The organism is Roseateles depolymerans, from assembly GCF_003387155.1.
Lineage (GTDB): Bacteria > Pseudomonadota > Gammaproteobacteria > Burkholderiales > Burkholderiaceae_C > Roseateles > Roseateles depolymerans.
In genome coordinates this window covers 1,110,867-1,133,944 of record NZ_QUMT01000002.1, presented here as the reverse complement: position 1 = coordinate 1,133,944, position 23,078 = coordinate 1,110,867, and the positions used below count along the sequence as shown (strand labels likewise).

The 23,078-nt window shown below is 65.1% G+C and carries 14 protein-coding genes and 1 pseudogene; 10 read left to right on the top strand and 5 right to left on the bottom strand.

The window, feature by feature from the left end:
* Positions 1 to 210: 210 nt before the first annotated feature.
* The 6 genes and pseudogenes from DES44_RS12860 to DES44_RS12840 all read left to right on the top strand — a co-directional run.
* Entirely contained in the window at positions 211 to 2,835 is a 2,625-nt protein-coding gene (locus DES44_RS12860; protein WP_083525610.1) for a protein kinase domain-containing protein, read from the top strand.
* 11 nt (positions 2,836 to 2,846) lie between these two features.
* Positions 2,847 to 3,884 carry a polysaccharide deacetylase family protein gene (locus DES44_RS12855; RefSeq protein ID WP_058935284.1) on the top strand — a complete coding sequence of 346 codons (1,038 nt, stop codon included), beginning with the start codon at positions 2,847 to 2,849 and terminating at the stop codon, positions 3,882 to 3,884.
* Positions 3,881 to 5,122, top strand: coding sequence for a tetratricopeptide repeat protein (locus DES44_RS12850; protein WP_058935283.1), 1,242 nt, complete (start codon positions 3,881 to 3,883; stop codon positions 5,120 to 5,122). The genes DES44_RS12855 and DES44_RS12850 overlap by 4 nt, the downstream gene beginning before the upstream one ends.
* A gap of 764 nt (positions 5,123 to 5,886) precedes the next feature.
* The gene (locus DES44_RS24685) at positions 5,887 to 6,417 is read left to right on the top strand and encodes a hypothetical protein (protein ID WP_147307073.1); all 531 of its coding nucleotides are present in this window, start codon (positions 5,887 to 5,889) and stop codon (positions 6,415 to 6,417) included.
* 421 nt (positions 6,418 to 6,838) lie between these two features.
* On the top strand, positions 6,839 to 7,369 hold the full coding sequence (locus DES44_RS24680) for a hypothetical protein (RefSeq protein WP_147307072.1): 531 nt from the start codon (positions 6,839 to 6,841) through the stop codon (positions 7,367 to 7,369).
* 93 nt (positions 7,370 to 7,462) lie between these two features.
* Positions 7,463 to 7,582: pseudogene (locus DES44_RS12840) on the top strand (transposase); the annotation flags it as partial.
* A gap of 278 nt (positions 7,583 to 7,860) precedes the next feature.
* Here DES44_RS12840 and DES44_RS12835 read toward each other — a convergent pair.
* Positions 7,861 to 8,559: a DUF6624 domain-containing protein gene (locus tag DES44_RS12835; RefSeq protein ID WP_147307071.1), complete on the bottom strand. Its 699-nt coding sequence runs from the start codon at positions 8,557 to 8,559 to the stop codon at positions 7,861 to 7,863.
* 277 nt (positions 8,560 to 8,836) lie between these two features.
* On the opposite strand from DES44_RS12835, the gene DES44_RS24675 reads away from it, so the two are divergent.
* Both DES44_RS24675 and DES44_RS12830 read left to right on the top strand, forming a co-directional pair.
* Entirely contained in the window at positions 8,837 to 9,451 is a 615-nt protein-coding gene (locus DES44_RS24675; protein WP_147307070.1) for a hypothetical protein, read from the top strand.
* Positions 9,448 to 12,966, top strand: a complete 3,519-nt coding sequence (locus tag DES44_RS12830) for a calcium-binding protein (RefSeq protein ID WP_083525609.1) — start codon at positions 9,448 to 9,450, stop codon at positions 12,964 to 12,966. Before DES44_RS24675 ends, DES44_RS12830 begins: the two co-directional genes overlap by 4 nt.
* Positions 12,967 to 13,095: 129 nt before the next feature.
* Here the strand turns inward: DES44_RS12830 and DES44_RS12825 are convergent, their stop codons facing one another.
* Positions 13,096 to 14,055, bottom strand: coding sequence for a LysM peptidoglycan-binding domain-containing protein (locus DES44_RS12825; RefSeq protein WP_157592959.1), 960 nt, complete (start codon positions 14,053 to 14,055; stop codon positions 13,096 to 13,098).
* A 170-nt stretch (positions 14,056 to 14,225) separates the two neighbouring features.
* On the opposite strand from DES44_RS12825, the gene tagH reads away from it, so the two are divergent.
* Together tagH and DES44_RS12815 are read left to right on the top strand one after the other, a co-directional pair.
* The gene (tagH, locus tag DES44_RS12820; protein WP_170156666.1) at positions 14,226 to 16,286 is read left to right on the top strand and encodes a type VI secretion system-associated FHA domain protein TagH; all 2,061 of its coding nucleotides are present in this window, start codon (positions 14,226 to 14,228) and stop codon (positions 16,284 to 16,286) included.
* 27 nt (positions 16,287 to 16,313) lie between these two features.
* Complete coding sequence (locus DES44_RS12815) at positions 16,314 to 17,276, top strand: PP2C family protein-serine/threonine phosphatase (RefSeq protein WP_058935277.1); 963 nt, start codon at positions 16,314 to 16,316, stop codon at positions 17,274 to 17,276.
* A gap of 181 nt (positions 17,277 to 17,457) precedes the next feature.
* Here the strand turns inward: DES44_RS12815 and tagF are convergent, their stop codons facing one another.
* Genes tagF through DES44_RS12800 form a run of 3 tightly spaced genes read right to left on the bottom strand, consistent with a single transcriptional unit; the run spans position 17,458 to position 23,074 of the window.
* Positions 17,458 to 18,177: a type VI secretion system-associated protein TagF gene (gene tagF / locus DES44_RS12810; RefSeq protein WP_083525608.1), complete on the bottom strand. Its 720-nt coding sequence runs from the start codon at positions 18,175 to 18,177 to the stop codon at positions 17,458 to 17,460.
* Positions 18,178 to 18,185: 8 nt separating this feature from the next.
* On the bottom strand, positions 18,186 to 21,755 hold the full coding sequence (gene tssM / locus DES44_RS12805) for a type VI secretion system membrane subunit TssM (RefSeq protein WP_058935275.1): 3,570 nt from the start codon (positions 21,753 to 21,755) through the stop codon (positions 18,186 to 18,188).
* Complete coding sequence (locus DES44_RS12800; RefSeq protein WP_058935274.1) at positions 21,752 to 23,074, bottom strand: DotU family type VI secretion system protein; 1,323 nt, start codon at positions 23,072 to 23,074, stop codon at positions 21,752 to 21,754. The genes tssM and DES44_RS12800 overlap by 4 nt, the downstream gene beginning before the upstream one ends.
* Positions 23,075 to 23,078: the final 4 nt, after the last annotated feature.

The window sequence follows — 23,078 nt, the reverse complement described above, 5'->3', positions numbered from 1 at the left end:
ACCTGCGCGACACCCCTGGAAACGTCCCTGCGTGACCAAAGGTAAGCCATCGTGACCTGGCGTGGTGGCCGGTAAGCCCCGGTCAGCGTTCGTTGTTACAAAGCTGCATGACGTGCCGGAATGGTCAGATGACTTTGGTTCATTGCCTTGGCACAGAGAGACAATGACCATTGCGCATGAGGCGGCATCCGGCCGCGGCGAGGCGTTTTGATGTCACGACCTGAAGGTTTCCCCAAGCCCGACAAGGGCACCAGCCCTGCCGACGATCCGATGATGGATCCGGATGCGACCCGGATCACTCCGGCCGGCATGCCGCTGGACCGCATGCCGCCGATCACGGCGGCCAATCGGGTCGAGCCTCGTGCGACAGTGCCTGGGGCGCCTGGAGCGCCTGCGGCGCCTGCCTCACCCTCTGACCCTGCCACCGCAGCTGTGCCTGCGGACACTGCTTTGCCTGTGACGTCCTCTCCTTCTTCTACGGCTTCTGCGGACGCTTCCACAGACCTCGACCTGACCACCACGCCGCCCCTGCCCACCGGGATTCCGGACAGCGCCGCGAGTGATGACTCCACCGTCGTTGTGCCCGGTGCGGCGTTCAAGGCCATGGCGGCTGCGGCTGCGGCTGCTTCGCCAGCGGTGTCTCCGGCGGTGTCGCCTTCTGTGGCCCCAGCTGCTGCACCGGCAGTGGCAACCGCTGGTGCTCCGGCTGTGACGCCTTCCGCATCGCCCAGCATGGCGGCTCCGGTGGCTGCACCGGTCGCCCCGGCTGCTTCGGTGGCAGCGCCGCTGGCCAGCGCGCCGCCCGCGTCGACGGCCCCGACGACCCCGCCGACACCGGTCCCGCCGCCCAGCAAGCCCATCACCCGCCGTTTCGAATCGCCCATCATCAATGAGCCGGCGGACGACGACGATGACGACTCGGAATTCGCCGCCACCCACTTCGACCCGTCCCTGCAGGCCGAGGCCGAGGCCGCCTTCCGCGCCGCGACGCTGCCCGGCGGGCCGCTGATCCCGCCCGTGCCCGTGGTCCGCAGCGGCGCGCCCAGCCCGCAGGCCGACATGCCGGTGCGCCAGGTCGGCCGCTACGAGATCCGTGAGCGGCTGGGCCGCGGCGGCATGGCCAGCGTGTTCAAGGCGCATGACCCCGGCATCGGCCGCGACGTGGCCATCAAGTTCCTGCATGCCTCGCTCTGCGAGGACGAGGAATACCGCGCCCGCTTCCTGCGTGAAGCCCGTGCGTCGGGCGGTCTGTCCCATCCCAATATCGTCACCGTGCACGATGTGGGCGAGATCGACGGCCGTCCCTACATGGCCATGGAGCTGCTGGACGGCGAGTCGCTGGCCGACGTGCTGGAACCCGGCAAGCCGCTGCCCATCCGCGATGTGGTGGTCATGTCCATCCAGCTGGCTCGGGCCCTGGACTATTCGCACAAGCGGGGCATCGTCCACCGGGACATCAAGCCGGGCAACATCGCCCGCTCCAAGGGCACGCTGGACATCAAGGTGATGGACTTCGGCATTGCCCACATGGAGTCCAGCAAAGGCGAACAGCGCACCCGCGTGGGCGACGTGCTGGGCACGCCGCAGTACATGTCGCCGGAGCAGATCAACGGCGAGAAGATCGATGGCCGGGCCGACCTGTTCTCGGTGGGCATCGTCATGTACCAGATGCTCACCGGCCAGCGTCCCTTCACCGGCGACAGCGTGGTGAACCTGGCGCTGAAGATTGCCAAGGAAGAGCCGACGCCGCTGAACAAGCTGCGTCCCAACATTCCCGCTTCGCTGCGCCGGGTGGTGGACCGCTGCCTGGCCAAGGCCCCGGACGACCGCTTCCCCAGCGGCGCTGAACTGGCCGATGCGCTGACGCGGGTGCTGGCCGAGATCGACGAGGAATCGCAGGCGGTGGACCGTCCGCGCATCATCCCGCTGCGGGTGAAGTGGACGGCCATGATGGCGGCCATCGTGGCCATCGTGATGGCGATTACCTGCACCATCATCCTGGACCGGCAGTACGGCGCCATGATGCAGCAGGTGGCCGACTCCGGTGCCGCGCTGACCCGCTTCATCGCCGTGCAGAACGCCACGCCCGCCCTGGCCGAAGACTGGGTGACGGTGGACGTGCTGCTGGCCGAGATGATGAAGACGCGGGACTTCCAGAGTCTCACGCTGTCCGACAAGGACAACATCGTGCGCGCGTCCAGCAATGCCGATGCGGTGGGCAAGGCCTACCAGACCCCCAGCGGGGAAGTGCTGGGCGAGCTGGGCGGCGTCAAGCGCACCCGTTACCTGGTGGGGCGTGAGCCGGTGCTGGGTTTCGAGACCGCCATCACCTACAACGACAAGGTGGTGGGGCATGTGGCCCTGGGCCTGCCGGAGCGGCCGCTGGAAAGCGTCGCGCGGCTGTCCCGCACGCTGATGGCCATCCTGGCGCTTGTCACCGTGCTGGCCGTGGCCATCGCTATGTATGTGGTGGGCAACTGGTTCTCGCGCCCGATCAAGCTGATGAACGAGGCGCTGGGCGAGATTGCCCGTGGTCGGTATGCCTTCCGCATCCGCGAGCAGCGCAAGGATGAATTCGGCCTTCTGTATGCCGCTTTCGACCAGATGGCGCAGGCCCTTCAGGACCGCCAGGCGCTGACGGCCGGGCAGAGCAAGCCCGAGACCATTCGCACCACTGCCGCGCTGGCGGCAGCGGCGGCCAAGGGCAAGTCGGCGTCGGGATCGGGATCGAAAGAGGGCAGTCGCAGCAGTTCGTCGGGCAAGCCCGCCACCGTGATCAGGACGGACCGGAGCGCCGGGTCGTCGAAGGATCCTTCCAACGACCGCAACCGCTGAGCGCCGTCGCCATGAAACTGACCTCCCTGCAGGGTGCATGCGCGGCGGTGGTTCTGGCGCTGTGTGGATGCACGTCCACGCCGCCGGCGCAGCCGCCCGTCACGCCCACCACGCCGGACCAGCCCACGCTGTCCGGCCAGGTGCTGGCCCGCAATGACCGATTGATGATCTATGTGCCCAGCAGCGGTGATTCGCTGCGCGGGCTGGCGGCCCGCCTGTTGGGCAGCGAAGACAACGACTGGCAGATCAGCGACGCCAATGGCGGGCTGACCCGGCTGGAGGCGGGGCAGCCGGTGGTCGTGCCGCTCAAGCCGCAGAACCCGGTGGGTGTGTGGCCGGGCAGCTACCAGACGGTGCCGGTGCTGTGCTATCACCGCATTGGCACGGTGGGCGGCAAGATGGCCGTGTCCCCGGCCAACTTCAGCGCGCAGATGGAATGGCTGGTGAAGAACAACTACCGGGTGCTCAAGCTCGGGCAGTTGGCGCCGTACCTGGAAGGCAAGCAGCCGCTGCCGGCCAAGTCGGTGGTGATCACCTTTGATGACGGCTATGAATCGGTCTACCGGTTTGCATTCCCGGTGCTCAAGAAGCTGGGCCTGCCGGCCACGATGTTTGTCTACACCGATTTCCTCGGCGCGGGCGATGCGCTGACCTGGCCGCAATTGCAGGAGATGTCGGCGTCCGGATTGATGGACATCCAGTCCCACTCCAAGACCCACCGCAACCTGATTGAGCGCACGGCCGGCGAGACGGACGAACGCTATCTGCGCAACATCGAGCAGGAAGTGGTGTTTCCGCGGGACACGCTGGAGAAGCGCCTGAACAGCCCGGTGCGGCAGTTTGCCTATCCGTATGGCGATGCGAATGAGCTGGTGCTGGACCAACTGACGCGGCAGAAGTTCAATCTGGCGGTGACGGTCAATCCTGGCGGCAATGCTTTCTTTGCGCAGCCGCTGATGCTGCGTCGCACGATGATTTTTGGGGACCATGATCTGGAGGCCTTCAAGGCCCGTTTGCAGACCAGCCGGAAGATTGGAGCGGCGCCATGAACGCGCTGTCTCAGATCAAGCGCACGGCACTGCCGGTGCTGCTGGCGAGTGCGGCGCTGCTGTCGGCCTGCACGACGACCGGCACGGTCAGCGAGCGCGCGCCGGATGCACCGCCGCCTGTGGCCCGCGGGCCGGTCGGTGACTTCGAGCTGGCGCAGTTCCAGCGCGCCAAGGACCTTGAGCAGAAGGGCCAGTGGGCGGAAGCCGCGTGGGCCTGGGAAGTGCTGACGGTGCTGCGTCCGCAGGAGCAGAGCTACCGCGAGCGGCTGCTGGCAGTGCAGGGACAGATTGATGCCGGTGTGGCCGAGCGGATGCAAAAGGCCCAGCAGGCGCAGGCCAAGGGCGACCTGGACGGTGCCACGCAGCACTACCTCGCCGCGCTGGGCCTTCAACCGGACAACGCCAAGGCGGCGGATGCACTGCGGGCCATTGAGAAGGAGCGCAATAAGCGCAGCTACCTGGGCACCCCGTCGCGCATCACCTTGCGGCGAGCGGCCGAGCCCAAGCCACTGACGCCAGCGCAGGCCAAGGCGGCTGCGGCCAAGGAGGCGCGTGAGGCGAAGGAAGCGGCGGCGCGGGAAGCGCGGGAGGCCAAGGAGGCGGCGCGTCTGGCGGAGAAGGCTGCTGGGAAGGATGCGGCCAAGGATGCTCCGAAAGCGGTCGCGCAGGGCGGTGGAAAGAGCGATGCGAAGGTCGCCGCCAAGGACGCGGCCGGTGACGCGACGGCCAAGGACACTGGCAAGGACAGCGGCAAAGAGGCTGTGAAGACGGCAGCCGCCAAGCCGGCTGGCAAGGAGGCCGCTGGAGACGGCGGCAAGGACGCGGTGACGGGGACGGCAGGGAAGGGCGCCCGCACGGAGGCGGCCGCTGCGACTGCCGCACCCGGTGGTGGGGGTGATCGCAACGAGCTGGAGCACATTGCCATGCTGTCCGCGCAGGGCGAGGTGGATGAGGCCATCGCCCTGCTGGAGCGTCGCTCCGCCCAGGACCGGCGCGACCCGTCGGCGCGGCGGCTGCTGGCCGATCTGTATGTGCGCAAGGCTGAACGCGTGGCCGTGACGGATCGCGCGGGTGGCATCAGCTGGCTGCAGAAGTGCCTCAAGATCGACGGGAAACATCCGCGTGCGCTGGCGTTGATGCGGCAGTGGATTGATGCGTCGGCTGCGCTCGGGACGGGTGGCGGCAAGACGGTGACGGCGGCGGGGCCCGCAGTGCCGGGAGCACGATCGGTGCGCTGAGGCGGCTGATCGTCAGTACGGGGCGAGTCCGCGGAAGGCGTGCTTCAGGCCAGATCTGCGCCCTGAACCCTCCGGCCATAGGCGCCTGGTGAATTCAGCCGGCGCGATCTGTTGAAAGAGCGGGTGACTATCCGCGTGATGCACGAGCAGCCAAGCGCTGTGCGCGGTCTGGTCGGCATCTCAGCGGGATTGCAACTCTGCCGACAAGGCGGGAGCAGCAAGGGTGCGGGATGCATCTCGCTGCCAAATCGTTTCCTCACTTTGCTCGGGATGAGCATCGACCCAGCGGGCTGCGCCTTCGAAGCGATTGCGTCAGGACGCGGTGCCTGCGGGTGAAGCGTTTCGAAGGACCGCCGCAGTGGTGACCTCGGTCTGAAAAAACCCTTTGAGCAGCGGCGACCGAGCCGTTGGCCGCGGCGGGGAGGGCCGACCGGTGGATGGCGCGCAATACGCCACGAGCGAACGTCGCCATGTTCCAAGGGCACCGATGGCGACCCACAGGGCCAAGAAATCGGACATGAGTGACCGGCTAAGCATGGGAATGCTTGTTGAGTCTATCGCCCCCCTGAGCGCCACCGAAAGACGCAGACACATCCCCCATCTTTGTGTATTGCGCGTTGGTTTTTCCAAAACCATGGTTAGTACGAGCGGGGTATTGCCTTGTTGCAGTCAACGAGGATGCGCGCAAGACAGTCATTCCATGTAATTTCGCGATCGAACTCCATTCATTAACGTCCGCATTTTCAGTCTTGTGCGGAGTTGAAATGGTTTATGTGTATGAGTCAATCTCTGAAGAGGACCGTAAGCGGTTCGATTTGGATCAAAGCGACAACTGGCTGGCTTTGGCAGTTCCAGCTCGTCAATGGGTAATCGACCGGAATACTGAAACGTTTATTCGATTGCTGCGGCTTTATGGACGAAAAAAGGAGCCGGGCGATCCAGATGCGCACTTTGATCGAGATTTTCATTTTCATTGGAATGGCCGCGATTTCGTCATCTATGCAAAAGCAGCCATCCAACTCGAAGATTATGAAGGTCGCCAGTTTGGTGATCTGGATGATTTGGGGCCAGATGAGCGTGTGGCAGCTTATTGGGTTTTGGCCATATCGGAATTGGTTGGCATCAGTTTCAACCGCCGGTTTGGAATTGAATGCCAGGATGCGGAGTTCTTTAACGCGCTACGACAAGCCCTGCTATATCTGAATTTAGGGCTCTCTTGTCACGGTGATTGGTCGGAAATTCGAAAGCGAGGGCGCGTGATAATCAAAGTTTCAAACAACGTCGAGGTGGTGTGACGTGAGTCATCTTAAATAAGACCTTTAGATGACGGATATTAACGCCGGATCAAATTCAGTAATCCAGCTTCATTCATTAACGTTTGAATTTTTACTTTGTGCGGTGTTGAAATGGGTTTTGTATCTAAGCGGATATCTGAAGAAGATCGCAAAGGGTTCGATTTGGACCAGAGCGGCCAATCGCTATCTCTGGTTGGTCTTTCTCGCGAATGGCCTATTGATCATGGGAACGATACCTTTGTCCGAGTCCTAAGGTTGCATGGCAGGAAAAATGAGGCCGGCGATGTCGAAGATTACGCAATTGGCGGTCCGTTCGGACGCTTGTCGACGCGAGCGCCAAGCAGCGGGACGCAGCCGGTGGACGCATGGCCTGCTGGGTTTGCGCAGGACGTGTAGTTATTACGGGAGTTGCGGAGTTGTGATGGGTTTCGTATATGAACGGATATCGAAAGATGACCGTAAGCTATTTGACTTGGACCAAAGCGATGAATGGTTGTCTTTAGCTGGGCCATCGCTTGAATGGGCGATCGATCGCGCGAGTGGAACATTTATACGGTTGCTCCGTCTTTTTGGGAGGAAAAATGAGCCGGGCGATCCGGGGGCACGCTTTGAGCGCGATTTTCACTTTCATTGGAAAGATCGCGATTTCGTTGTTCATACGAGAGCGGCCATTCAACTCGAAGATTTCGATGGTCGTCAATTTGGTGACCTGAGTAATCTACAGCCAGACGAGCGCGTTGGCATCTACAGGGTCTGGGCAATCTGGGAGGTTTTGAATAGCGGCGTCAATCGGCGCTTTGGGATTGAATGCCAAGACAAGGAATTCTTCAACGCATTGAGAACTTCCTTGCTTGAGCTGAATCTTCGCCGTCGGACATCGACTGAATGCGCCGATCCAGCCCCAACGGGTCGGGTCGTCCTCAAGGTTTCTGACAGGGAGGAGAAAGTATGAGATATCTCACCGTCAAAGAGGCCGTGGCGGAACTCGGAAATAATTCGGATAGCTGAAATACGCCAGGCTCATTAATAGCGCTTACTCGTAGGCGAAGTGCCACGAGACCGTGCCAGCTCATTCGAGCCGATCTTGGTCGCCAAGCATGAGCGTCGGTTGACAGGCTTCGACGACAAGATCGTGGCCAATTACGCCCGCGGCCTGACGGCACGCGTGACATCCTGGGGATGGTCATTCCATGCAATTTCGCGACCTTCCTCGATTCATTAACGTCCGCCTTCCCCATGAATATGGTGGCCAGAATTCAACTGTGACAGCTTCAATGTCGTGGCGCTGGCCATCGAGGCGATGGACACGGTGCGACGCCAGGATTGCAACACGAGCCGCGGGCGATGCAGCTTACTCAAGCCGTGCCCAAAGGCAGGCGGCGATTGAAGTGTCAGTGGTCGTCGAATAATCCCGGGTGGGAAAATTGGGCGACCGTTGACAATTCAATCCGCGGGTCCGCGGACGGCGTGCATCATGCATTCGTAGTTGGCCAAGGGCATGATTCCCAGCGCAGCTCGGTTTGCCTCGACGGTCGCCAGGTCCGGGATGTTCTGCACTTCCACACCGCCCTTGGCCCAGTTCTGCAAGCTGCCATAAGGCTGAGCAGTCCCAAACTTCACGGCGACTCGGTCAGTGAGGCGCGCCAGATTTGCAGACCTGAACTCTCCGGCCATATGGCGCTTGGTGAATTGAGCCAGCGCGATCTGTTGATAGCGCGGGTGACTGTTCGCGTGTTGCACCAGTAGCCAAGTCAGGTGCAGGCCATCTTCGCCGACCTGGCCTGCCGTAAGTAGACGCTTTTTGGCGAAGGTCTTGATCATCCAGCGCAGGTTGTCTCGGTGGATGCGAGAGACCTTGGCGCTGGCAGTAGCGGAGCTGAGGTCGGCCACCCAGGCGCCGCGCGCGGTCTGATCGGCATCAAAGCCGGATTGCAACTCTGCCAACAAGGCGGCATCAGCGAGGGTGCGGGATGCATCCTGCTGTCGCATCGCTTCCTCAGTTTGCTCGGGATGAGCATCGACCCAGCGGGCTGCGCCTTCGCAGCGATTGCGCCAAGACGGGGTGCCGGCAGGTAAAGCGTTCCGAGTGACCGCCGCAGTGGTTACCTCGGGCTGAGAAACCCCCTGAGCAGCGGCGATCAAGCCATCAACCGTGGCTGGGAGGGCCAATCTGTGGACGGCAAACAGTGCGATACCGGCCAACGCTGCCAAGTTCCAAGCGCGCCGAGGGCAATACAAGAGGCTTAAAACTCAGACATGAGGGAATGGCTAAGCATGGGAATGCTTATTGAGTCTATCGCCCTTCTGAGCGCCCCGGGAAGACGCAGAAACATCCCCCATCTTTGTGTACTACGCGTTAGTTTTTCCAGAACCATGGTGAGTACGAACGGGGGAACGCCTCGTTGCAGTCAACGAGGATGTGCGCAAGACAGTCATTCCATGTAATTTCGCGATCGAACTCCATTCATTAACGTCCGCATTTTCATTTTTGTGCGGAGTTGAGATGGGTTTTGTATGTGAGCGGATATCGGAAGAAGACCGTAAGAAGTTCGACTTGGACCGGAGCGATAAGTGGTTATCCCTGGCGGTGCCTTCCCGCGAATGGGCAATTGATCATGACAGCAATACCTTTATTCGAGTCTTAAGGTTGCATGGCAGGAAGAATGAGCCTGGCGATTTTGAAGCACGTTACGAAAGGGACTTTCACTTTCATTGTGGCGGGCGCGATTTCATTGTCTTTACTAGGGCTGCCATTGATCCTGATGATTATGACGGAACTCAATTTGGCGATTTGGAAGGCGTTCTAGAAAGCGAATGGATATTTGCCTATCGAGTCTGGGGAATATGGGAGGTATCTGATGCAGGGGTCAATCGAAGATTTGGAATTGAATGCCGTAATGTAGAGTTCTTCAATTCGCTCCGCGACGCTCTTCTTGCGAGAGTATGCTGCAGAGAGGCGCCGACGAGTTCAGCTCGAGGGCCCGCGTCAGGTCGCGTGATCTTAAAGGTTTCTGACAAGGTGGAGGACGTATGACGTACCTCACACTGGCAGAAGCACTGGCAGAACTCGAGGAAAATCCTCAGAAATATTCAACAACCCATGCTCTAATTGAACTTGCAAAAGAACTGGATGCCACAAATTCATACGGCAAGGTGACGCTACTCTACAGCGGCGCCACCATTCAAGGGGTTTCCGCAGCCAGTGTTGTGCTCGCCTTCCAGTCGAGTGGCCAAGAGGTACGCATCGTCGACAATACCGATGCTGCCAAATTTTTGTCATCGCCAGCTTTCGAAAATGCGTGGCTCCGAACCTTCGGACTTGAAAAGGCGGATTTGGATCATTTTGCGCCATCAAAAAAAGCGGCCGTCGATGCGATGTATAAGGCGTTGTACCATCCCACTGACGGCCCATGGGCTGACGTGTCTCGGAGATTTGTCGACGCGACAGAAGGAGAGGTGCGTACTCTCACGGGTGGCGCGCTGCAAGATAGAGTTTTTGGAAAAACCGAGGTGCCCCATGCGCTCAATAACGAAAAAATTACCTCAATTGATGGAATTCCTCGTGGAGATCTACAGGCCCGTGGAGTAGACGACGCGTTCAAAGCCATTAGTGCCCAGTCTGAGATCTATAGCGCCGAAATTCAATTCGCAGTCGATAGTCAGGGAGATTTGATCCGGGCGCCAGTGCATGACGGAAATGGCAACATAGTCGCGAACATCCCGCGCATCGACGCCAGTGACTTTTTCGCCGCCACCGGCATCCCCAGCAACGACCCCACCGTCGTTTTCGAGGACTACCGCAACGGCGCCAATTACCCTCCCGACCATCCACCCTCCAAGCTCGAATCACACCGCGAGGGCGCTGAGATCCTTCACGAGATCAAGGAGCATTACCTCGAGCAGTCCAAACTGATGGGCCCGGAGCACGCGGCCCTCCGGGCAGCGGCGCTGCGCACGCTGGACAAGCTCGGCTGGGCCGGCGATCTCATCGGCCTCGGGCTTGTTGCGGCCGAAGCGAATGCCGCGATCGACCAGGGGGACAACGTCCGCGCCGCCTCGCTGCTCAGTCGCTGGCTGGCGGAGTTTGCGGGAGGCTTGGCAGCAGGAACCGCTGCGGCGCAGATGGTGGGTTCCGCGCTCGCGCCGCTGTATCTCCTGGGCCCTGCAGGCGCGATCGCGGCGGGTTCGCTCACCCTGCTCGCCGGTGTTGCGGGTGGCGTGCTGGGCGGAGCGGCGGCTGGCGAAGCAACGGACGCCATGCTGGCCGCGGTCAAACGCGCTTTTGGTGATGCCACCACGACAGCCTCGCCGCTGGTTCTCGATCTCGATGGCGACGGCGTGACCACGCTGGCATTGAACCCTGCCTCCGTCTACTTCGATCTTGACCACAACGGCTTTGCCGAGCGCACTGGCTGGGTGGCACCGACCGACGGTCTGCTGGTGCTCGACCGCAACCGCAATGGCCAAATCGATTCAGGCGCTGAATTGTTTGGCAATCACACACGACTGGCCGACGGTCGCAAGGCAGAGAATGGGTTTGAAGCGCTTGCCGCTTTTGATGCCAACGGCGACGGCCGGATCACTGCGGCTGACGCAGTCTTCACCCAACTGAATATCTGGAAAGACGCGAACGCCAACGCGGTGGTGGATGAGGGTGAACTTCTTTCGCTGTCAGAGGCCAACGTCGCCTCCATCGGACTGCAGTATTTCTCGCCGTGGACTACCGACGCGTCCGGCAACGTCCACCGTCAGAAGGGCTTTTATAGGACGACGGAGGGCCACGAAAGGAGCATCGACGACGTCTGGTTCAATACCGATCCGTCCAAAAGCCGTGCGTTGGTGCATTACGAAACAACGCCTGACATTGACGCCTTGCCGGACTTGCCATCGGTAGGGAATGCCCTGTCCCTTCATCAGGCCATGGCGGCCGACAAGAGCGGGCAGTTGCAGGCGCTCGTCCAGCGTTGGATCTCATCCCCAGCCCAACGGACCGAGCTGATTCACGAGATCGTTCAGGTCTGGACCGGCGCCGCCTCTTTGGACCCCCACTCGCGGGGCGAGTTCATCGACGCCCGCCATGTTGGGACTGTCGAGATCGTTCTGGGTCAGGCGTTTATGCAGGCGTCGAGCGTATCGGCTATGCCTGGGCGGGATGCCAGCGTCTCGCTGGAGCGGGCTTACGACCGCATCGTCGATTTCGTGACAGAACGGCTCCTGACGCAGGTTGACTTCGCCGACGTCCTGGGGCGGCTGAACGTGACAGTGGCGCCCGACCTTTCTCTCCAGTGGGACGTCAGCCACATCAAAACGTTCTGGCAGGCTGAATGGGCGGCTGATACGAGCCCCGATCATGCCGCGGCCCGAGCCCGGATGAGCAGCTTTTTCCAATCCCTTGAGAGAGGCGGCGAGGCTGCCGCGCAGGTCAGCATGGCGCTGGAAAATTCGGCGATTCCGGCAATTGCGGCAGTTCCCGGCGCAGCCAGCCCCGGCGACTTTCAAGAAGCGCTTCAGCACCACGGCCGCGAGGTGTTCCGCGGTACCGAGTGGCGCGACGTCCTCTACTACCAGCATTGGGATGCAGCGGTGGCCGTGTATGGAGGGGCCGGCAATGATTCCATCACCGGCAGTCACTTCAACGACCTGCTGTTCGGTGGCGACGGCGACGACGCCATCTATGCACCGTATGGAAACAACGTCATCGCGGGCGGCAAAGGGAATGACCGAATGCTCTCCCGGGGGGAGGACGACCTTTTCATCGTGAACGCACAGGAGGGGCGTGACACCATCGGGGACGGATACAGCCTGGCCGCAACGGGCATCGACACCCTTCGGTTTGGCGTCGGCATCGAGGCCGACCGCCTCATCGTCCGATGCGTTGGCGATGGGCTTGAGTTGAGCTGGGGGACCGACGATGCCGTGCTGGTGGAGGGACTTTGGCTCAATCCTGATGTGATGGAGCGCATCGAGTTTGCCGATGGCCGCGTGTTGAGCGCGCAGGATCTGTTTGCACTCGCCGAATTGCACGGCAGCGACGGGGCCGACTACCTCGCCGGCCTGAATCAACGCGAGAACCGCCTTTGGGGCGGGGCGGGCAATGACCAACTCCTTGGCGGCAGCCTCAATGACCTGCTCATCGGCGGCGCGGGCGACGACTACCTCTTGGGTCGGGCAGGCAGTGATCTTTATCGCTTTGGAAGGGGCGACGGGTCAGACACGCTCGATGAATCGGGGCGCGGCGCTGACGAGATCGATATCCTGGAGTTTGGTCCAGGCATACGGCTGTCGGACCTGCGTTTTGAGAAGCAGGGCAGTCACCTGAAGATCACGCTGAAGGACTCCAGAGATGAAGTCACCGTGGTGGATTGGTTTGACCGTTCCAACGGTCGGCTGGATCAGATCCGTTTCACCGACGTTCCGGGCGTCGTCATGCTGGATCAGGATATTGAAGGCTTGCTGAGCACGCAGGGCATTGAAGTCCCACAGTACATGTCGCTCACGCCCCCTGGTTCCACCAACTGGGCTGGGAGCATGGCGGTGCTGGCTGTCTGATCGATCGGTGATTCGCGCACAAAAATCCTGACAGGTTCGCGTGCGCTCCCATGACAAAGGCCACCGCAGTTCCCACCGCGGCGGCCTTTTTTTGATCAGCCGGACCTTGGTCCGGACACGCTCAGCCCATCACTTCAGCTGATCCACCTTCGCCTTCAACGACACCGCCTTCTGCCGCTCCAGCTTGGCCACTTCATTGCCAGGGTCCAGCTCCAAAACGTTGTCCCAAGCCTTGATCGACCCCGCCAGATCCTGCTTGGCGAACGCAGTTCGCGCCGCCAGCGTCGACCGGTCGATCAGCTTCTTGCGCACCACGTCCACCTTGGCCTGCGCACCCGGCTGGTCCATCGACGCCGCGCGTTTGTACTCATCCAACGCCCGGTCCAGCCGGTTGCTGCGTTCCCAGGATTCGCCGTTGCGCATGGCCTTCTCACCAGCGCTCAGCTCCGGAGCCGGTGCCGGCGTCGGTGCAGCCGCCGGGGTAGGAGCCGGAGCAGGCGTCGCCGCAGCCGGCTGCGGCGCCGGTGCCGGCGTGTTGCGTCCACGCGGCGACGGCTGCGGGTCCAGCGACCCGGGCGGCGGCGCCTTGCCCGGAATACGCAGCACCTGACCACCCGCCACACGGGCCGGCACCTTGATGTCGTTGTAGCGCGCCAGGATGTAGAACGAATAGATGTCGCCCATGAACCGGCCGGAGATGCGCGACAGCGTGTCATTCGGCCGGACGGTGTACGACCACGACTCCCTGCCCAGCATCTGCACCGGATCCCCGGTGATCTGGCGCATCAGGCTGTTGGCCAGCTTGTTGTCCCGGTCCACCGCCAGCGCACGCTGGATCTCGGCGCGGGCCTGGTCTTCCTGGCCCGCCTCCAGCATGTCGACGGCGGACAGGGCCATCTTCTGCGCCTGGGCCTGTTGGGCCGGCGTCGCGGGGGGAGGAGGGGGCGGCTCAGGCGGCGCCACCGGGGCTGAAGCAGCCGGGGCGACCGGCTCCGGCGCGGGCGCGGTGTTCTTGGGAGGCGTGACACAGCCCGCCAGCAAGGCAGCCAGCACGCAGGGAGCAACAGCACGAAGAGAATACTTTGGCATCGGCATCGCTAGGGAAGCAGAACGGGCCGCGGCAGTATGAGGCCAGCCGCAGCAGACAGAAGGTGACTTTCGTTCATTGAAGCATGGGCCAGGACCGGCAAACATGCGAGGGCCGCCAACTATTTCGCGAAGACGCGTCTGGCGGTCCCGGATCGATCAAAGGCAGCACCATGACTCTCACCCTGCGCGCAGTGTCGCTCAATGACCTGCCCCTGACGCAGCCCATCACCGCACAGTTTGGCCCGCAGGGGGGCACGATCGGTCGTGCGGACGGCAACACCCTGGCCCTTCCGGACCCGGAGCGTCACATTTCCCGGCAGCAGGCCGAGATCCGCCCCTCGGGCGACGGTTACCTGATCCTCAACACCGGCAGCGCCAACCCCATCACCGTGGCGGGCCAGTCGCTGGCCCAGGGGCAGAGCCTGCCCGTGCGGGACCGGGACGAGATCCGCATGGGCGGGTACCTGCTGCAGGTCTCCATTGCGCCGGTAGCTGACACCAACATGATGCTGTCGCCACGCGCCGACGGCGCCGTGCCCCCGGCGCAGCGGGTGGCAAGCGCGCCTGCGTTCGGCACTGCGCCGCCAGCGGCTGCGCTGGACGGCTTTGGATCAGGTCGGCCGCTCCCGCCGCCGCTGCCCGCCAGCGACCCATTTGCCGATCTGCTGGGCGGAAGCGCCGGAAGCGCCGGAAGCGCCAGCAACTCCGGCAGTTCAGGCAATCCCTTTGCCGACCTGCTGGGCGCGCCGCCGCCCCCAGCACCGCGCACCGCCTTTGGCCAGACGCACAAGACCGCACCGGTCGCCGCACCGGCACCGACCGCTGCGCTGCTGCCCGACGACTTCGATCCTTTCGCGCCCCCGCCGTCGCCGGCACGATCGCCGGCTGCCGCCGCGTCATCGTCCGGTGGCTTTGACTTTGGGGGCCTTGGCGCCCCGGTGGCGGCCCCCGCCGTGCCCCGCGCCCATCAGGACTTCTCGGTCTCCGGGGGCGGGGCGTTTGGCGACCTGATTCCATCCTCCGGCGGCGGCGCCAGCTCGCTGGACGACATGTTCGGTCTCCAGCCCGGCGGCAGCAGTTCCGCCGATCCGCTGGCCGGTTTCATGGCCGGGGCCACGCAGGGGCTGGGAGACGCCTCCTCAGGCGGAGTGCCCACCGACCCGCTGGCCCTGTTTGGGGACGCGCCCGTCAAGCCCTCGCACAGCGAGCCGGTGACGCCGGCCCTGGCCGACCACACCTCGGCGCTCAACAGCTCGTTCCGTCCTCCGGAGGTACGGCAGACCGCGACCGCTGGCCGTCCCGCAGGTGCCGCCACAACGCCGCCGTCCGGCGCCGCGACGCTGCCCATCCTTGCGCCGTCTGCGACGATCGGCTCGCCGTCGTCGGCGTCGACGATTCTGCTGGACGCGTTCCCGCCAGACGCTCTTGCGCCACCTGCGGCTGCGCTTCCGCCCCATCTGCCGCCCGCCCTGGCCCCGGTTCCGCCGACGCCATCGGACATCGCCACACCGATGTTCATGGACTCGGAAGCAGGCGGGCTCGTGTCTTCGCCGCCGTCACCGCGACCAGCCGCGCGTCCGCAACCTCCATCGCAGCCGCAACAGCCTGCAGGCCCAGCCGACCCCACCACTGCCGCCGCCCTCTGGCAAGCCTTCAGCGAAGGCGCCGGCATCCGCTTCGACCCTGCCCAGGGCATGACCCCGGAGCTGATGCGCGTCATCGGCCAGTTGCTGCGCTCCTCGGTGGACGGCACGCTGCAGATGATGGCCGTGCGTGCCGCGACCAAGCATGAGCTGCGGGCCCAGGTCACCGTCATCCGATCGCGGGACAACAACCCGCTCAAGTTCTCCCCGGATGCCCAGGCGGCCCTGGAACAATTGCTTCAACCGCCGGTGCGGGGTTTCCTGCCGGGGCCGGCTGCCATGTCCGACGCCATGCACGACCTCGTCGGCCATACCATTGGCACCATGGCCGGCACCCGTGCCGCGCTGGAGGGGGTGCTGGGCCGCTTCAAGCCCGAGATGCTGGAGTCCAAGCTCACCAGCCGCTCGATGCTGGACAGCGTGCTCACCCTCAACCGCAAGGCCAAGCTCTGGGAGCTGTATCTGCAGCATTTCGAATCCATTCGTGAGGAGGCCCAGGAGGACTTCCACAATCTCTTCGGCAAGGCCTTCCTGGAGGCCTACGAAGAGCAGCTCGAACGCCTGAATCAACGCAAGACCGCGGCCTGACGCGGACCTGGTCCACCACACGACACCATGCTCAAGATCCGAGTCGCGGCCTGCAGCGAAATCGGCCAGCGCACCACCAACGAAGATGCGGTGGTGGCCCACGAGAACGGCCCTGGCTGGTATGCCGTCCTGTGCGACGGCGCCGGCGGCCACCGCAACGGCGCGGAGGCCGCTCGTCGCGCGGTCTCGCGCATGCAACTGGCGCTGGGCGATGCCACCTTGCCGTGGCGCCCTGAACTGCTGACCGGGGCGGTGATGGCCGCCCATGACGACGTCCGTCGCGGCATTGAGGAAAGCGGCCGCGCCCGCATGCACACCACGCTGGTGGCGCTGTGCGTGGATGCGCAGCGCAACTTCGCCATGTGGACGCATGTCGGGGATTCCCGGCTCTACCGACTGCGCAACGGCCGCGTCGACCGCGTCACCAACGACGACAGCGTGGTGCAGCGCCTGATCGATGCCGGGCTCATCACCCCGGCGCAGGCCGAGGACCACCCGCACAAGAATCATCTGGTGGCAGCGCTGGGCATCGACGATGACCTGGAGCCCCACACCACCGGCGCCGAGCCGCTGGAAGACGGCGACGTCTTCCTGCTGTGCAGCGACGGCTGGTGGGGCAGTGCCGGCGAGGCCGCGATTCCAGACACGCTGCGCCTGGCGCAGAACCCGCAGGACTGGCTGCTGGCCATGCGGGCGGAGATCGAGGCGCGGGAGTTGCCGAACCAGGACAACTTCAGTGCCATCGCCCTGTGGGTCGGGGACCGCCAGACCGCGCCGGTGATGAGCCCCGACGACGAGGACACCGTGACCGCGCCGACCGCCGGCTCGGCCGCATCTCCAGGCCCGAGCCCGAGCGAGAGTTCGGGTGCGTCTGGGTCCGGAACGACGCCCGTCGGCGACCGCCGTGAAGTCGTCGTCAGCGCGACCGCTGCTCAGCCGCAGTCCGACGAAGACGAGGACGACGAAACCACGCGGCGCATGCCGCTGTAAACGCGCTGGAGGGCCGCGCCCGCCCGGCCGCAGCGACATCACCAGGCCACGACGAGGCCCGCGGTAGCCGCAATCAACGGATGGCGGCTCGGTCTGCCGCGGCAGCCTTCAGCGAATCGCGTCCACGCTCACCCAGCGCCGATCAGCGCTGGGCGACCCTGCCCACCGCACGCAGCGACGATCAGCGCGCCGCCTGCGTCAGCAGCGCCCCAAACACCTGCGCCCCCGGCAACCCCGGTCCCCACTGGAATTGCGGCAAGGCCGGCGCCACCGGCCGGTTGGACCACAGCGTGCAGCCCGCCAGCCGCTCCATCAGTTCCCCGGCCGCCAGCATCGCCAGCCCGCTGGGCAGGGAGCTGGTCGGCGGGCTGAAGGTCTGCCAGCGATTGGCCGCATCCGGCAGCGGGATCGCCGCCGCCGCACTGGCCGGAAAAGCCGGTGCGGTGGCCAGGCGCTGCTCGAAGGACTCCAGCGTGGCGCCGTCCTCCAGCGTGTGCACCGCGGCCTGGGTCAGCACCGCATACCAGCGCTCCAAATGGTCCAGGCCGGCGCGGTCCACCGGCGGGTCGGTGCGCTGCTGGCCGATCACCAGCGGGAAATACCGGCCCACGTTGTCGCAGCTGGGCATCATCACGCCGAACCACCACTTCATGTCGACCACGCCCGGCGCCCACGCAAAGCGGATCACCGGCGCGGTGAGGTAGAGGTCCAGCCAGTGGGGCCCCAGGGCCAGCGGCAGGTCCCGCATCAGCGCGGACAGCCATGGGTCACACTGCTTGACCCAATGCGCCGGCAGGCGGCGCTGGGCGAAGTCCCCCAGCGGTGCGAGCTTTCCGTACCAGCCCGGCGTGAATTCGGCACCGCCCATCTCGGCGGCCCCTGCAGTCGAGGAGGAAACCATGCAGGACCTCAGAGGCTGGTGGGGCAGGAGAACTGGTTCAGCTCATTCAGCCGGAACGGGTTGTTCACGCTGCTGGCCGTCACCTCGAACACCGCCTTGCGGCCGTCCACGTCGAAGGTGACGCGGAAGCGCTCCGGCGCGTTGGTTTTTTCAATCTTCACGCGGTCGAACAGCCGGAACAGGGCCCAGGGGCCGTCGTTGACCATGCCGGACGAGCCGTTGGCGCTGGCCGGGCTGACCTGCACCCGCACCTGCGAGCTGCCGCGCGGACCGGGCCACTGCACCGAGCTCGGAATCTGCGGACCGTGGGCATAGCGGACGATCTGGCCGTCCACGTCCAGGATGAACTGCTGGATGGTGGTGTCCATTTCCACCGGCTTGAAGTCCAGCCGCAGGGACGGCGCATTGGTGCCGGGGAAGAAGGTTTCCTTGATCACCGCGGCGCGCTGGAACTGGGGCAGGGTGCCCACATCGCCGCCCAGCGGCGTGCCTTCCACCGGCCGGAACTTCCAGGGGCGGGTGGTGGTGTCCACATAGGGCGCGAGCTTTTGCTGGAAGAGCTGGTCGATCTTGCCGCCAGGGCCGAACAGCGTGGCAAAGTCGGCCTGCGTCACATCGCGGGACGAGTTGCGGTCCAGCGGATAACGCCCAGCCACGGCCTGCTGGCAGAACTCACCGACTTGCGAGCGCACTTCCTGGCTCAGCGTCTGGCGCAACGCCCCTTGGGACACGCGTGACGAGCTGCTGGACAGGTCGTCCAGCATGGTGCGCAGCGGCTCCGGCATGCGGGTGGCTTCCACCTTCAGACGGTTGGGTACTGGGGAAGGCGGCGGGGCGGACCCGCCCTTGAGCGCGGTCTCCGCGGCGCTCAGCACCACGTTGGCCTCGCCGATCAACGCCAGCGTCTCATCCAGCGGCGACTTGCCGCCGCCGGGCGGGGCCGTCACCAGGTTGCGCAGGCCGGCGAAGCGGTCGTCCACGATGGTGGCTTCCAGCCGCTGCTGGGCGGCGGCGTCTGCCGGCGTGGCCTTGCCAGAGATGGCATTGACGATCTTGTCCCGCGACTTCTGAAGCAGGTCACCCGCCTTCTGCTGCGCCTGCTCGATGGCATTGCCGCCCGAGGCCAGCGTGGTCTCGCGGGAGATGGCCTTGAGCAGCGGCGGCAGCGGGCTGTCCGATGCCGACAGCAGGCGCGAGCGCTCCACCGACTGGGTCACCGTGCCCATCGGCTGCAGCTTGATGTCGGCCAGGAACGAGTCCCAGGTGGCCGCGTAGTCGGTCAGGTAGAGCTGGCGGACTTCGTTCTCCAGCGGTCCGTTGGCCTGCACCATCGACGTGGCGGTCTTGGGCGCATCGGCCACGCCCAGCACCCAGGACTGCTCCGAGGCCAGTTGCGAGGCCGCCTGGCCCACCAGCGGCTGGAAGCCGCGCAGATAACCTTCGCGGGTGTAGAGCCCCGGCACGCCGGAGGTCAGCGGTGCGCCGCTGGCCCGCACAAACACCAGCGAGGCATTCGCCCCCGCTGCGCGGGCCACGGTGAAGTCCGGGAAATCACCGCCCAGCCGCTGCGCCTTGATGCGGTTGTAGATGCGCTGCGGCAGCGGCAGGGTGGAGAGCTGGGTGCGCGTGGCCTTGAGCAGGGCCTCGTCATCGGGCAGGGGCGAGGCCACGCCGCCCTGGGCCAGCAGCGCTTCCAGATGCTGGCTGAGCTGCTCGCGCTGCTCGGGCGTCAGCTCGCGCCGGGTGGTCTCCCAGTCGGTCATCACATGCTGCTTCAGCGACGCACCGTCGAAGTGGTCGGTGTTGTGCAGCATCACATAGGCCTTGAGCGCCTCATACAGCGTCTCCGGCGTGTTGCTGCCCTGGCGCAACTGCTCTTCGATGCGCAGCATGATGCGCGGCAGCAGGGCGTCGCCCAGCATGCGCTGGTAGGCCGCATGGGCGGCGCTGTCGAGCTTGCGGCCCTGGAACAGGCCCCAGCGCATGGACCAGGGCGTGGCCCCGTCCAGCTTGGCCAGGCTCTTGGTGGCGTCCAGGGCCGGCAGGATGGGCAGCACGTCCGCAGTGGCACGGTTGGGCGTGGACTGCAACAGCTCCCGCACCTGCTCGGCATGGGCCGACACATCGCTGATGTACTTGCGGTTGTTGCTGTAGCTCACCGCCCAGGCGGTCAGCATGCCGATGCCCAGCAGCCCGACGGTGGCGTAGCCGGCCACCATCCAGGCATTGCGCATGCGCTCCCAGCGGCGGTTGGTGCCGCCCAGGCCCGCTTCGGCAAAGACCACTTCGCTCAGCAGACGGTTCAGGAAGTAGCTGCGGCCGCTGGCCTGGTTGGGCGCGATGACCGCGTTTTCCAGCCGGTAGTTGCGGGCCACCGAGCCCAGCACCCGGTCGATCGGCGTGCCTTCCTGGGTGCCGCTGACGAAATAAACGCCGCGCAGCATCGGCTGGGCTTCATAGGGGGAGGGCGCAAACACGCCGTCCAGGAATTCCAGCAGCGCCTGGCGAAGCGTGCCGAACTGCGCCGGGAAGCCGTAGATGCGGGCGCGGCGCTGCGGGTCGCGCTCGGCTTGCAGGCGGTCGATCAGGCCGTCCAGCAGGCGCTGGGCCAGGGCGTCGAATTCGGCGCCGGCCTGGGCCAGCGGCGTTGCAGCGGCGCGCGGGAATGTGAAGCCCCATGGCGCGGCGCGCTGGTCCTTGTCGATGGTGGCCATGTAGTCCATGAACCCGGACAGCAGGTCGGCCTTGGTCACCAACAGGTAGATCGGGAAACGGACGTCCAGGTCCTTGTGCAGCTCCTGCAGGCGGCCGCGCACGGTGGCGGCGTACTGCGCGCGCTCGGCGGCGGTGCGCGCGAGCAGGTCGGAGACGGAGACCGTCACCAGCGCGCCGTTGAGCGGCTGACGCGGGCGGGAGCGGCGCAGCATCTGGAGAAAGCCGCTCCAGGTGGCCTTGTCGTTGGTCGGGTCGCTGTCCTGCGTGGTGAAGCGACCGGCGGTGTCGATCAGCACCGCCTGGTCGGTGAACCACCAGTCGCAATGGCGCGTGCCGCCCACGCCGCGGATGGCGTGGTCGCCCATCTGGTCGGCCAGCGGGAATTGCAGGCCGCTGTGACGCAGGGCGGTGGTCTTGCCGGAGCCAGGGGCGCCGATGATCAGGTACCAGGGCAGCTCGTAGAGGTAGCGCCCGCCCAGCCGCGCCGCCCAGCCCTTGAGCTGGTTGCCGGCGCCGAACCGGGCGCGCTGCAGCGTGGCCATGGCCTGCTGGAAGCGCTCGCGCACGGCCGCCATGTCGGGGCTGTCCCGCTCGGCGTCGGCCGGGCCGGTGGGCGACTGCATCAGCTGCTGCACCACCGCCTGGTTGCTGCGGCTGGCGCGCCAGCGCTGCCAGCCGATGAGGGCCGCCACCACCAGCACCATCACCGCGATGGTGATCCACCGGGAGCGCTCCGTCTCCAGCGGTCGATAGTCCCCGATGGCCACCAGCGGGCCGATGATCCAGATCACCAGCGCCACGGCCAGCAAGAGCACCGCCAGCAGCACCCAGCGGTTGAAGATCCATCCCAGAACGCGTTTCATCGTGCGGCTCCGCTGGCCGCCGGCGCGGCTTCCGCGCGGCCACCGATCATCAGACTGATTTCGACGCGCCGGTTCAGGGCGCGATTGGCAGGGCTGTCATTGGGCGCCACCGGCTCGGCATCCGCCCGGCCTTCGGCGCGCACCCGCTCGGCGCCCACCTGGTGGGCCATCAGCAGTTCCGCCACCGTGTGCGCCCGTTCTTCCGACAGATGCCAGTTGGACGGGAAACGGGCGGAGCGGATCGGCTGGTTGTCGCTGTGGCCGGTGACCAGCACCTGGCCCTGCACCTTGCTCAGCGCATCGGCGATGCGCAGCATCAGCGGCTCCCGGTCCGGCGACAGGGTCGCGCTGCCGCCGGCGAACAGGCCGTCGCCGCGAATCGTGACCACGCTGCGGTCGACTTCATCGCGCACGGCCACCAGGCCTGCCTTGATGTCGGACTGCAGGAACTGCGCCAGGCGCGGCTTGGCCGGCGGGGCCGCGGGTGCGACGACCGGCGGCGTGAGCCGCAGCGACTGGATCTGGCCGAAGACCGGATCGGACCGCTCGGCCAGCGACAGGGTGAGCATCAGGTAGGTGCCCGCCAGCACCAGCGCCACCACGGCGGTCAGGGCCGCCAGCGGCAGCCAGCCCAAATGGCGGCGCTTTTGCGTGGCTTCCACCTGCCAGTGCTGGGCCAGCGCGGGGGCATAGTCGCCGCGCTGCTGCTTGAGGATCTGGGCCAGGCGGTCCCGCACGGCTTCGAGCTGGGCGCGGCCGTTGTCGATGACGCGGTAACGACCTTCGAAGCCCAGCGTCAGCGCGGCATAGATGACCTCGAGCAGGTCGCGGTTCTCCTCCGGCTTCTCGGCCAGTCGGGCCATCAGCTGGAAGACCTTCTCGCCGCCCCAGGTCTCGTTATGGAACATGGACAGCAGGCTGTGGCGCGCCCAGACGCCGGAGCCGCCCCAGGGGGTGTCGGCAGCGGCTTCGTCCATCATCGTGCACAGCACGTAGCGGGTGGCCATGATGCGTTCCGGCGCAATGCCGGCCGACTGCGCCTGCGCGGCGAAGTCCCGGATGGCCTGGGCCAGCTGGTTGCGCAGCGCGGCCGGGTCCTCCACCCTGCGCGTGGCTCGCAGCGGCGGCACCAGCAGCAGCAGCTTGTTGGCCAGCGACAGCAGCGGATTGAGCCCCTTGGCTTCCGCATCGGGCAGGGGCTCGCCGCTGCCGTCCGGATTCACCGAACGGGCAGGCGCAGCACCGCCGGGACGCGGTTTGATGAAGGTGCGCTGGTCGTCGAAACCCGCAAACGGGTCATTGAGCGCGGAGGGGTCCATGCCG